11 protein-coding genes are annotated in these 11,561 nt (G+C 67.8%); 7 read left to right on the plus strand and 4 right to left on the minus strand.

Annotated features, from left to right (window positions below):
• Positions 1 to 7: 7 nt before the first annotated feature.
• On the plus strand, positions 8 to 847 hold the full coding sequence (locus IEY73_RS01660) for a class I SAM-dependent methyltransferase (protein ID WP_229715350.1): 840 nt from the start codon (positions 8 to 10) through the stop codon (positions 845 to 847).
• Between the two features lie 9 nt (positions 848 to 856).
• Here IEY73_RS01660 and IEY73_RS01665 read toward each other — a convergent pair whose 3' ends face one another.
• The 4 genes from IEY73_RS01665 to IEY73_RS01680 form a co-directional block, all read right to left on the minus strand.
• The gene (locus tag IEY73_RS01665; protein ID WP_189077780.1) at positions 857 to 1,798 is read right to left on the minus strand and encodes an LLM class F420-dependent oxidoreductase; all 942 of its coding nucleotides are present in this window, start codon (positions 1,796 to 1,798) and stop codon (positions 857 to 859) included.
• A 17-nt stretch (positions 1,799 to 1,815) separates the two neighbouring features.
• Complete coding sequence (locus tag IEY73_RS01670) at positions 1,816 to 2,664, minus strand: TauD/TfdA family dioxygenase (protein WP_189077213.1); 849 nt, start codon at positions 2,662 to 2,664, stop codon at positions 1,816 to 1,818.
• Between the two features lie 83 nt (positions 2,665 to 2,747).
• Complete coding sequence (locus IEY73_RS01675) at positions 2,748 to 3,662, minus strand: isocitrate lyase/phosphoenolpyruvate mutase family protein (RefSeq protein ID WP_306661460.1); 915 nt, start codon at positions 3,660 to 3,662, stop codon at positions 2,748 to 2,750.
• A 333-nt stretch (positions 3,663 to 3,995) separates the two neighbouring features.
• Positions 3,996 to 4,865: a hypothetical protein gene (locus IEY73_RS01680; protein ID WP_189077214.1), complete on the minus strand. Its 870-nt coding sequence runs from the start codon at positions 4,863 to 4,865 to the stop codon at positions 3,996 to 3,998.
• Positions 4,866 to 5,426: 561 nt separating this feature from the next.
• Between IEY73_RS01680 and IEY73_RS01685 the strand changes: the two genes are divergently transcribed.
• From IEY73_RS01685 to IEY73_RS01710, 6 genes are all read left to right on the plus strand, one after another.
• Positions 5,427 to 5,564, plus strand: a complete 138-nt coding sequence (locus tag IEY73_RS01685; RefSeq protein ID WP_189077215.1) for a hypothetical protein — start codon at positions 5,427 to 5,429, stop codon at positions 5,562 to 5,564.
• A 322-nt stretch (positions 5,565 to 5,886) separates the two neighbouring features.
• Entirely contained in the window at positions 5,887 to 7,410 is a 1,524-nt protein-coding gene (locus IEY73_RS01690) for a class I adenylate-forming enzyme family protein (protein WP_229715353.1), read from the plus strand.
• A complete protein-coding gene (locus IEY73_RS01695) occupies positions 7,407 to 8,753 on the plus strand; it encodes a type III PLP-dependent enzyme domain-containing protein (protein ID WP_229715354.1) in 1,347 nt (448 codons plus the stop codon). The genes IEY73_RS01690 and IEY73_RS01695 overlap by 4 nt, the downstream gene beginning before the upstream one ends.
• The gene (locus IEY73_RS01700; RefSeq protein ID WP_189077216.1) at positions 8,753 to 9,931 is read left to right on the plus strand and encodes an acyl-CoA dehydrogenase family protein; all 1,179 of its coding nucleotides are present in this window, start codon (positions 8,753 to 8,755) and stop codon (positions 9,929 to 9,931) included. Before IEY73_RS01695 ends, IEY73_RS01700 begins: the two co-directional genes overlap by 1 nt.
• 34 nt (positions 9,932 to 9,965) lie before the next feature.
• Positions 9,966 to 10,229, plus strand: coding sequence for a phosphopantetheine-binding protein (locus IEY73_RS01705; protein WP_189077217.1), 264 nt, complete (start codon positions 9,966 to 9,968; stop codon positions 10,227 to 10,229).
• Positions 10,226 to 11,557: a condensation domain-containing protein gene (locus tag IEY73_RS01710; RefSeq protein WP_189077218.1), complete on the plus strand. Its 1,332-nt coding sequence runs from the start codon at positions 10,226 to 10,228 to the stop codon at positions 11,555 to 11,557. Before IEY73_RS01705 ends, IEY73_RS01710 begins: the two co-directional genes overlap by 4 nt.
• The last annotated feature ends 4 nt before the right edge of the window (positions 11,558 to 11,561 follow it).

The following is an 11,561-nucleotide window of genomic DNA, read 5'->3' on the forward strand; positions in this document are numbered from 1 at the left end:
GAATGCCATGAATCCGGCCATGAGTCCTGATACGCGGAAGCAAGGTGAGGGCTTCAGCCACTTCGATGGAGACGTAGCACTTTACGATTCCTCCAAACCGGTATATCCGAACGACCTGGTCACGCGAATTGTCACTGCGATGCCGGGGCGCGACATCTTGAATGTTGGATGCGGCACCGGCATCGAGGCCCGCCAGTTTCAGGCAGCCGGGTGTGCCGTGCTCGGCGTCGATCCCGATGAGCGCATGGCGGAGTTCGCCCGCGGGACCGGCGTGCCTGTCGAAACCTCGAGGTTCGAGACCTGGATGTCGGTCGGCCGGACGTTCGACGCGGTCGTCGCCGGGACGGCCTGGCACTGGGTAGATCCGGGCGTCGGCGTGGCCAAAGCCGCTCAGGTTCTCAGACCGGGTGGGCTTCTGGCGCCGTTTCACCACGCGCAGCACACGCCGCCCAGGCTGGAGGCCGTCGGCGATGGGTTGCCGGCCTGGTCATCCCGTTCCGCGGAGGCCTACCGACGGGTGGCGCCCGACTCCGTATTCGACCCCGGCGGCCGACGGAGGTCGTCCATGGAGCTCTATCAGATGCTGTTCGACGAGTTCGCCAACCAGATCCGGCAGGCGGACGGGTTCAGCGAACCTGAGCAGTGGCAGTTCGGTTGGGAGCGGACGTACACACGAGACGAATGGCTGGATCTGCTTCCCACCTATGGCGCGGTCGCGAAGCTTCCGCCCGCCGAGCTGGCCCGGGTGTTGGAGAGGGTCGGGGCCGCGATCGACGAGATGGGCGGCAGCTTCAGCCTGCCGTTCACCACCATCGCCGTGATCGCGGTGCGGAAAGACACGGATTGACGACCGCGGTCACTCCCCGTCTGCGCCGGTGAGCGGCAGCAATTGCGACAGCAACTCCAGGTGATCGATATCGGTGAGATCGAGCACTTGCAGGTACATCGTGCCGGCCCCGGCCCCGGCGTACTCGGCGACACGCTCGGCGATCTCTGCTGGTGAACCGCCTAGGCCGTTGCGGCGCAGCTCGCTCGGCTCGCGCCCGATCGCCGTAGCCCGCTTGGCCAGCTCGGCATCGTCGCGGCCGCAGCACACGACCTGCGCCGCCGAATACACCATCGAGGCCGGGTCGCGACCAGCGGCGATGCATGCCCGCCGCACCCGGCCGAACGCGGCCGCCGTCTCCGGTACGTTCCGGAACGGCACGTTGAACTCATCGGCGAAGCGAGCTGCCAGCCTGGGGGTGCGCAGGGGACCGAATCCGCCGACCACGATCGGTGGCCGGGGCCGCTGCGCGGGCTTGGGCAGTGCGGGGGAGTCGGTCACCGAGTAGTGCTTGCCGGCGAAGGAGTACCGCCCGCCCTCGGGCGTCTCCCACAGACCCGTGATGATCTCCAACTGCTCCGCACAGCGCTCGAAGCGCTCGCCAATGCCGGGGAACGGGATGCCATAAGCCGCATGCTCCACCTCGATCCAGCCGGCGCCGAAGCCGAACTCGATCCGGCCACCGCTCATCTGGTCGACCTGCGCGACCGAGACGGCCAGCGGGCCCGGCAAGCGGAACGTAGCGGGGCTTACCAGCGTCCCGAGCCGGATGTGCTCCGTCTCGCGCGCCAGCCCGGCCAGCGTGATCCAGGCGTCGGTCGGGCCGGGCAGCTCCCTGACCGGGCCGCTGCTCATGTAGTGGTCCGAACGGAAGAACGCGTCGAAGCCCAGCTCTTCGGCCGCTTTGGCCACGGTCAGCAAAGTCGAGTAATCCGCGCCCCGGTGCGGTTCGGTAAAGATACGAAATCGCATGCTCACCCTTCGCGCCTTCAGGAGTCCGCTTTCGCGATCCACGTCCGCAACATGAGCCGCTGGCTGTCACCGGCCTCGTCTTCGAAGGCGACTCTGCCGTGCAGCGTCCAACGATTGTCGATGAAAGTCATCTCACCCGCGCTCAACCGGTCCACGAATTGCAGGTCGGGCGATTCGATGAGCGCGTCCAGAGCGTCGAACGCGAGAGTTTGGGCCGCGGTCAGACCCGGGACGCCGGGCTGCCGGTGTCCGAGTTCGATGTATTCCCGCAGGTAGCGGATGTGTTCTGAACCGTTCCGCTTCTCCAGGACCGGACGCGCCACGGTTCTGGGGACTCCAGCGGTGTCGTCACGTGTGTCGAAGTGCACGGGCTGGCGCAGCGTTTCGAGGACGTCGGGCATGTCCCGGAGACGATGAATGACGTCGGCCAGGCGCACCAAGACGAGATCACCGCCGACCGCAGCCTGGTGGACGCACGCGAGCGCGAAATAGTCGGGTACGGCGGTGGGCCGGTGCGGCGAATCAGTGTGGAGGTTCCCGCCGTCGCGGGAATCCGAGTACCGGCCGGTGGCCCCCTCACCAAGCTTTACCCCGCGGTAGCGGACCTCTCTCAGCAGCGTGCCACTGCTGTCCTGGGGCAGCAGCTCGCCGAGCGCTGCCGACGCGGCGAGCGCGAAATCGCGCATTTCTTGCTCGTCGAGATGTTGCAGACCGGTCAGGACGAAATAGCCGGGGCCGCCGTCCAGGTGTTGGTCGCCCAAGCCGCGCAGCCAGGCACGCATGTCCTCGGGTGCAGCGTCGCCGGCGAACTCACTCGGAATGTCGAAACGGACGGGATCGAAGGCTCGGTGCGTGGTCAATGACATGTCCCCTAGATGTGATGCGGTGCGGAAGACCTACGACAGGTGGTCGGTGAGTTGCACCGGCACGCTGCCGGCGCGGGCCGTCCTCAGCCCCGGTCGGCCGGCTCCGAAACGCCCTGCCACGGTATGTCGCCGAGCACATCGCTCATGCCGATGACCTCGAACAACTCGCTCAACGTGGTGATTTCCGACTCGACCTCGGCGGTCGAATCGTGCTTGACGATCGAAGCCAACACATCGATGACCGCTTTGGTCGCGGCACGGACCACATGGTTGGCGTAGATGACACCGCTGATCCCCATCGCACCGAGTTCTCGGGCGGTGACATTCGCGTAGGTCGTCGGCACGCACAGCACGGGCACGTCGTATCCGGCACCCTGCCATCGGGCACAGAATTCCTGGATCTCGCCGGCGTGCGATTCGCGGCTGTGGATGAGCAGCGCGTCGGCGCCGGCCTCGTGGTACAGCTCGGCCCGAGCCAGCGCGTCGTTCATGCCCTGCCGAGCGATCAGCGACTCCAGCCGGGCGACGACCACGAAGTCGGGGCCGGACTGGGCAGCCTTCGCGACGGCGATCTTCCGCGCGAAAACGCGCGGGTCCTCAAGCTCGTGGCCGTCGCGGAAGCTGTTGCGCTTGGGGTACTGCTTGTCCTCGATGCAGATCGCATCGATTCCCGCCGCCTCGTACATCTGGACCATCCGGCGCACAACGTTGACGTCGCCGAATCCGGCGTCCACATCGGCGATGATCGGCAGGCGGCAAGCCGCCTTCATGGACACTGCTGCGCCGAGGAACTCCGTCATGGTGAGCAGTCCGGCGTCCGCGACCTGGTACGACGCGGAAATGCCGAGGCCACCGGCCCAGACGGCATCGAAGCCGGCCCTCTGGGCCAACGCTGCCGTGAGTCCGTTGTGCGCACCCACGATCCGCAGGTGCCCGGGGCGGTTCAGGGCAGAGCGAAATGTTCCGTTCATGTGTGGAACCCCCGTTGCTCGGCGCATGTCGCGTACCGGCGACCATGCCCTCTTCGGACGAGATGATGATCTGTCTCAGTCAATGTTCTTCATGGCGCCGGAAGCTCGAGTCGTGACAAGACCGCGCCTCATGGACACCCATCCGTGCCGTCACCCGGCGACGGGCGTCATCTCATGTGATGGTCAGGAGGAGGCGATCGACCCGTCGGCGGCGGGCGGGTGGCCCAGGTGTCCGACCGCCCGCACGTCATCGATCCGCGCGGCGTTCAGCGGTGCGGCCGACGTGTTGTCGGAGCGCACCTGTTCTGGCGGCTGACGTCCATGACGAGCCGGCTGCACCGGTGCGCATGGCGATGATGGCTACGGTTCAGTCGTACGCTGCAAGGAGCCGACATGGGCGATGGCGATCTCGGCGACAGCGTCGAGGGCTTCTGCGGGAGAACACTCGTTGATGTCGACAATGTGCCAGCCCCACTTGGTGGCCGCTCGCTCATATTCTTCGTGCAGGGCGCCTTGTAGTTCTATAAATGACGACGGGCCCGCCTTGCCCGTGAAACCCATGTCTTCGAACGGCCCGACGCCGCCGCGTGCGACGATGCGCCTGTAGCACTCCTCAGGTGCGACTTTCATGAATACGCCGACATCGGGCTGCAAGAAGGGGCTGGAGCACGTCTCGGATACAAATTCGATCGCTCTGGCGATGAAATCGTCGGGGATGTCGTCACGTGGAATCTCGTTAGCTACCTGCAGCACCTTCATCGCGTTTCGGTAAGCGAATCCGTCTCTGACGACTATTCTGCCGCTGGACAGGTACTTTTCCACGACCTCCGTGTGAATCAGCATTTCGGTGACGAATTCGAGCATCGCGGACGCCACCATGCCGGAACGGTGGGCATCGACCGGGTAGACGGGGCCGGGATCTAGTCGAGCGCGCTTGAAATCCTCGTAGGAGGGTGGTCCGTGCTGCACTCGCAGCGAGTGTGCATCCGTGGCGCCGCCGTAGCGCGTCCGCCATATTTCCACCAGAAGCTGGCGGACGGTGACGTACGGGAAGTCGCCTCGATCGACTTGGTCGAGAATGTCGTGCCATCGCATGAACTTGGGCTTGTGTCCCTGTGCGGCCAGCCGATCGACCAATCCACGAGCGACAGTCGTTTTACCGGACCCGTCCAGTCCTAAGAGAGCAACGTGCACGCCCCGGCCTATCCCGGGCACATCCGTCGTAGTCATGAAAGGAGTCCTCACTGTGATTCTGTCGTTGCCCCCGATGAATTGTTCGAGTGTGACTGAGGCTTCCCGCTCGCCAGTCCGTCTCCACCCGACAACGCCGCACGCCGCTCACTTCATGAGTGGAGGAGCACCTCTGATGCATCTGAACGTATGTCGATGGGTGGACTCTGCCATAACGGACAACACGTCGGCAAGTCTCGGCGTCACACCAATTCCCGTCAGGCGCATGAGTCAACTGTCGCCACGGAGCCCGGCCGTCGGGCCGGCAGTTCTGAGTGGGTGTTGATGATCGCGGACGTCCGTATTGAACCTTTCAACATGGCGAGGCAGGCAGATGCCGCCGGTGGTCGACGGCGCGTAACCGACGGGCTCGATGCCAGGTTGAAAAGGTTCATCGAGTTGGCCCGGCGCCGATGTCCCCGACCGGCCGTCGGCGTCGGCACCAAACCACCGCGCATCGTCCACATCCGGGCCCTGGCCCTGACGATCCCGTGTAGCTGAGCGGACCGCACTTGGTTGCCGCGGCACGGGGCGGTGGTTCGCCATGTCGATGGCGCGATCGTGATGTGCTCGTCGCGGCAGCAGGCCGAGACCGCGCTGCAGCGGTTGACGCAACTGCTGGCCGAGCTCGGTCGGGAACCGGAGGCGCCCAAGACCCGGATCGTGCACCTGCAGATCGGTTGGGGAGGGTGCGTCTGAACAGGGCGCAAGCCGTCCGCGGCGACGAATCGACATTGATGGCGGTCTTCCAATGTGGGCAGTGCGGCTGTTACATTCGGCGCACTGACAGGGGTTGATTGATTCCGAACCGCCTTCCGGGTGAGTTCGTTGTCTCATGACGGGGGCCACTTGAAGTGGGTAGTTCTTCCGTGCGCCTGAAATCTGACGAGGCGGTATTGCGTGGTTGCCTCGAGGAACTGAAGCACCGAGGCATGCCACCCGAATCGCTGGATGATGCCGTGGCGGGCGACCAGGATTACGGTTCCCGGCCGCCGACGCACGAGGCGCCGGAGGCGGTGGCGTGAGCGCCGTCGTGGCGCAGCGAACCGAACAGGCCAGCTTGGTCCCGACGCTGCTCGACCGCGCCGCTCGCGAGCGGCCCGAGGCGACCGCTGTGCGCGACCCGGACGGCGCGCTGACCTATGCGGCGCTGGTCCAGATGTCCTGGGCCGCCTGCACCTGGTTCGCCGAACAGGGCGTCGCCCCCGGCGACCGGATCGCCATCCAAGCCGCCGGGCGACGGCTGACGATCGCAGCGTTGTTCGGGTGCCTGCGGCTCGGCGCCGTCGCCGTGCCGTACAGCCCCGAGATGACGTCGCACCAACTCGCCTACCTGCTCGCGGACACCGATCCCACCCTCCTGATCGATGACCGGGGGCCGCTGGTCCGGTGTGCGGTTCCGCGCGCGACTTCCGAGGACTTCGCCGCGGGGCTGGCAGCGGTGCTGGAGCGTCCTGCGGCTCCTGCCGCACCTCCCGGGCCGGCTCCCGACGACCTGGCGCTGCTGCTCTACACCTCCGGCAGCACGGCCCAGCCCAAGGGCGTGGCGTGCACCCATGCGCAGATTTGCTTCGCCGCCGGCGCGATCGCGCAGCGGGTCGTCTACCGGCCGGACGACGTGGTGTTCTGCCGCCTTCCGCTCTCCTTCGACTACGGCCTCTACCAGGTCTTCCTCTCGGCGATCGCAGGCTGCACGCTGGTCCTGGCCGATGCCGCGCAGCACACCGACCTGATCCGGCAGCTAGCCTCGCACGGCGCCACCGTGATGCCGCTCGTGCCGTCGTTGGCCACCATGCTGCTCGCCCTCAGCGCCCGACTGCCCGCGGCCACGGGGGAGCTGCGGCTCAGGCTGTTCACCAATACGGGAGAACATCTGCCGCCCGCCACGGCAGACGCGCTACGTGCCCGGTTCCCCGGGTCGGGTGTGCAGATGATGTTCGGCATCTCGGAATGCAAACGGATAACCATTGCCGAGGTCGACGGCTACCTGACCCGGCCCGGATCCGTGGGCCGGGCGTTGCCTGGAACGCAGGTATGGATCCGTGACCCCGCGGGGGAGCTTCTGGCACCGGGGGAGACCGGGGAGATCTGCGTCACCGGTCCCCATCTGATGGAGGGCTACTGGAACGCTCCCGAGCTCACCGCCCAGCGCTATCGGCTTGATCCCACCACGGGAGAACGCGTCCTGCACACCGGCGATTTCGGCCGGCTGGACGCGGACGGGCAACTGTATTTCGAGGGCCGTCGTGACCAGATCTTCAAGCTGCGCGGCGTCCGGATCTCCACGACCGAGATCGAGGCCGCAGCCGCCGCGCTGCCCGGAGTGCGCACCGTGGCGATGCTTCCGCCGGTCGCGGACCGGGAGGCGACGCTGTGCGTGGCCGGCGAGGTCACGGCCGAGGAGGTGCTGCGGCGGCTGCGTGAACTGCTCGGCCCGGCCAAAACCCCGCCGCGGTGCCGGGCGCTGCCGGCCCTTCCCTTGACCCGCAACGGCAAGGTCGACCGGATCAGGCTCGACCGGATGGTGCAGGGGAGCGAGACATGAGCGGCACCATGACCCCCGGTGGTGCGCGCACGTCGAGTGACACCTCGTCGACGTCGGCGGCGCTCGTCGCCGACTACGGCAGCCCTCTCTACGTCTACGAGCTGCGGGAAGCCGAGCGAGCCGCCACCGAACTCCGGCGATGTCTGCCCGGGCCCAGCACGCTCTACTACTCGCTCAAGGCCAACCCGCATCCGGTGCTCGCGGGTGCCCTTCACGCCGCGGGCTGCCAGGCCGAGATCAGCTCGACGGGGGAGCTTGAGGCGGCCCTGCAGGCGGGTTTCCCCGGCCGCCGGTGCCTGTACACCGGCCCCGGTAAGAGCCGGCCGGAGATCTCCGTCGCCCTCACCGCAGGCGTACGCAACTTCTCTGTCGAGTCCGCGGTCGACTATCGCAAGGTCGCCGGGGCGGCGTCGGCGCTCGGTGTCACGGCGCGCTGTCTGCTGCGCGTCAATTCGCAACGCAGCCACGGCGGCAGCGGGCTGCGGATGACAGGTGCCGCCACGCAGTTCGGCGTGGACGTGGCCGAGGTGCGGCGCGTCCCGGGTGCCTTCGCACCGCTGCCGGGCGCCCGGATCACCGGCTTGCACTTCTTCCCGCTCAGCAACGCGGAGGCATGGCAGACGATTGCCGACGAGATGGTCGCGAGCATCGCCGAAGCCGTCCACCTGCAGGCGCAGCTCGGCGTCGAGCTGCAGGTGGTGGACCTGGGCGGCGGGTTCGCCGCGCCCTATGCCGTCGGCGGTGCGCCCGCGGACTACTCCCCGCTGCGCCCGGTTCTCGAGACGGCGCTGGACTCGCATGTGCCCGGCTGGCGGTCCGGAAGACCCGAGATCGCCTTCGAATCCGGACGGTTCCTGGTGGGCCGGTGCGGCCGGCTGCTGTGCACGGTCGAGGACGTGAAGCGCAGCGGAGACGGCACCTTCGTGGTGCTGGACGGTGGCATCAACCAGTTGGGCGGCCTGTCCGGGCTGGGGCGTCTGCTGCCGCTCAAGGCCGAGATCCAGCAGGTCGCGGAGCGCGGCGGCGATGCCCGCCCGGATGCGGAAATCGCCGGCGCTCAGGTGTTCCAGGGCGCGGCCGCGGTCGTCGGACCACTGTGCACGCCCGCGGACCGGCTCGCCGCCGGGCAGGCGCTGGTGGGCGTACGCCCCGGGGATCTGATCGAGATACCCAACGTCGGCGCGTACGGCCTGAGCGCGAGCCTCGTCGGGTTTCTCAGCCGGCCCGCGGCCGCCGAGGTGGTATTGCGTGACGGGAGGCCGTGCGATGCATCCCGTCTGACGCTGCGCCGCGTGCCCGTCCGCCGGTCCGCGCGAGACAGCCCCGACCAACCGGGAGAGTGATGGAGTTGTCCCAGCGAAGTGCGGCGCTTGAGGCAGCGGCCCGGGTACGTACGATCCTGCGTCAACACGCGGGCGCAGCCGACGAGCAGGCTCGGGTCTGCGAACCGGGCATGGCCGAACTGCGGCGCAGCGGCCTCATGGGGCTGCTGGTTCCCCAGGAACGCGGCGGCCTCGGCGGTGATCTCTCGGACCTGGTCGAGATCGCGCAGGTGCTCGCCGACGGCTGCACCTCCACGGCGATGATCTGGGCCATGCACTGCCAGCAGGCCGACGTGCTGATCCACTTCGCCGCTCAGCCGCTCCGCGACCGGCTGCTGCCCCGGATCGCACGGGGAGAGCTCTATCTGGCGTCGGTCACCACCGGTCCGAGCACCGGCGGTCATCTGCTGTCCAGCGCCTCCCCGCTCACGGACACGGAACAGGGACTGTGGGTCGACCGCGAGGCGCCCATCGTAACCGGAGGGCTCGTCGCCGACGGCTTCCTGATCACGATGCGCAGTTCACCGGACGCCCCGGAGAACGAGGTGTCGCTGGTCTACGCCGACCGTGATCAGATGGACGTCGTCGAACGTGGGGACTGGGACACGCTGGGCATGCGCGGCACGCATAGCGTCGGGCTCAAGCTGAGCGGTGCGGTGCCCCGCTCCCAGGTGGTGGGCGGGGACGGCGCGTTCCGCACGGTGGCCCTGGAAAGCATGGCCCCGGTGGGGCATCTGGCCTGGGCCGCCTGTTGGCTCGGCGCGGCCCGCAGCGCGCTGGGCGAGCTCGTCGGCCTGCTCCGGTCCGCCGAACGGCCGGGCAGCATCGACATCCGCTCCGAACTGGTGGCCGAGCGGCTGGCGCGGATCCGGATGGACCTGGAGCTGGTCGGCGCCTACCTGTGCAGGGTGACCGCCGAGGTGAGCCAGTTGCGAGCCGCGGGCGCGAGCCTGGCCGGTACGGCCACGCAGATTCATCTGAACACCCTGAAGGTCATCGCCGCGGACCTGACCTTCCGCAGCGTCGACCGGATGGTGCAGCTCGCCGGCCTGTCCCTCGGTTATCGGCGCGGGTCTGCCCTGCCCCTCGAACGCCACTTCCGCGACCTGCGCTCGGCCGCACTGAACTATGCGAACGACCGCCTGCTGACCGCCACCGGAGCACTGACGCTGATGGACCGCTCGGTAAACCTGGCGTGACCACGCCGTCTAGGCATGAACAGGAGAATGAAGGATGACGAGTGCCGACTGGCCGGATGACTTCGAGAAGGCGGTCCGTCAGCACCTCCCGCTGCTCGCAGACGGGACGGCGCTCACCTCGGAAGCGTCCCTGCTCGCCCTGGGCCTGGACTCGCTGGCCACGGTGGGATTGCTGGTGGAGGTGGAGGAGACCTTCGCCGTTCAGTTCCCCGACGAGGACCTCCGAGCCGAGACCTTCGCCACCCCCGCCACGCTGTGGGCGGTCGTGGTACGGCTGCGCGACGGGGCCGCAACGTGACCGGCGACCACACGCCGAGCCCGCTGACGTTCGGCCAACTGTCGGTGTGGCGCGTCATGGAGACGTATCCGCTGGAACGCTGGTCGGAGACCTATCTGCGGGATTGCATCCCGGTGCCCGCCGACACCACCACGGATCAGGTCATCCAGGCGATCGGCACGCTGTCCCGCAGACACGAGTCGCTGCGCACCCTGTTCGACGACTCCCAGTCCGGCCCACGCCAGCACGTCCGGCCCGCGCAGGAGGCGGTGGCCGTCGAGGTCGTCGAGCACGACGACGCCACCGCGGTCGCCACACGGCTGGCCGAGGAGCGGATGGTCAGGGAGAGCGAATTCGGCCGCCGGTTCGCCGTGGTCACCCGCGAAGGGGCGCCGCACCACGTCGCGGTCGTCGTCGACCACATCGTTTCCGACGGCTTCGGGCTGATCCGACTGGTATCGGAGTTGTCCACACTGATGGGAGCGGACAGTCCAGCAGGCGAGCGGTGGCTGGCCGAGACCCCGCCCGCCCCGCGCGACCTCGCCGTGGAGCAGCGATCGGAGGCACATCACTCGCGCCGGACCACGGTCGTGCGCCATTGGCAGCACCTACTGCGTACGCTGCCGGACAAACACTTTCCGGTCCCCCGATCCGCCGGGGACATCCCCGGCAGGATCGAGGCCGTCCTGTACTCGGCGGGTGCACGGGTGGCGCTGGAACTGCTCTCCGCGCGCACCGACGCCTCGCCACAGACGTTGCTGCTGTCGCTGAGCGCGGTGGCGTGCGCCACCGTCACCGGTGCCGAGCAGCCGGTGCTGACTCTGCAGTCGGGCAATCGGTTCGACCCGCGCTGGAAGTCCATCGTCAGTTCCATGAACCAGTACGCACCGATTCCGGTCGACCTGGGCCCGCCTCAGGCGCCGTACGGCGATTATCTGTCCCGCCTGAGCACATCGTCTCTCACGGCGTACCGGAGGGGCTCTTACGACTACGACGCGATCACCGACCTGGTGCGTCGGGAAAGAAAGGTCGAGCTCGGCTTCGACAACTTCTTCAACTTCATGCCGACCGACATCGTCGCCCGGCCGGCCGGCCAGTTGGACGGGTATCCGCCGCCTCGTGTCGTGCAGAGCAGACCGAACCGGCAGATCGGACCCCGCTTCGACATCAAGATCCGCCCGGGTGCCGAGATGCCGGTCGTCATTCGTGCCGACCCCCGGCTGTTGCCGGCACCGCGATTGCAGGCGCTTGCCGGATGGTTTCACGAGCAGCTTTACCGGCTGGCCGACGGAACCGACACCACCGTGCGTCAGGTAGCCGACCGCTGCGCACTCGCCCTGGAAGTGTGAAACT

This window comes from Mangrovihabitans endophyticus, assembly GCF_014646155.1.
Lineage (GTDB): Bacteria > Actinomycetota > Actinomycetes > Mycobacteriales > Micromonosporaceae > Actinoplanes > Actinoplanes endophyticus.

Excerpts from the sequence above, each read along its gene's own strand:
- IEY73_RS01660 (WP_229715350.1), top strand. The coding sequence starts at position 8 with ATGAATCCGGCCATGAGTCCTGATACGCGGAAGCAAGGTGAGGGCTTC.
- IEY73_RS01665 (WP_189077780.1), bottom strand. The coding sequence starts at position 1,798 with ATGCGATTTCGTATCTTTACCGAACCGCACCGGGGCGCGGATTACTCG.
- IEY73_RS01670 (WP_189077213.1), bottom strand. The coding sequence starts at position 2,664 with ATGTCATTGACCACGCACCGAGCCTTCGATCCCGTCCGTTTCGACATT.
- IEY73_RS01675 (WP_306661460.1), bottom strand. The coding sequence starts at position 3,662 with ATGCGCCGAGCAACGGGGGTTCCACACATGAACGGAACATTTCGCTCT.
- IEY73_RS01680 (WP_189077214.1), bottom strand. The coding sequence starts at position 4,865 with ATGACTACGACGGATGTGCCCGGGATAGGCCGGGGCGTGCACGTTGCT.
- IEY73_RS01695 (WP_229715354.1), top strand. The coding sequence starts at position 7,407 with ATGAGCGGCACCATGACCCCCGGTGGTGCGCGCACGTCGAGTGACACC.
- IEY73_RS01700 (WP_189077216.1), top strand. The coding sequence starts at position 8,753 with ATGGAGTTGTCCCAGCGAAGTGCGGCGCTTGAGGCAGCGGCCCGGGTA.
- IEY73_RS01705 (WP_189077217.1), top strand. The coding sequence starts at position 9,966 with ATGACGAGTGCCGACTGGCCGGATGACTTCGAGAAGGCGGTCCGTCAG.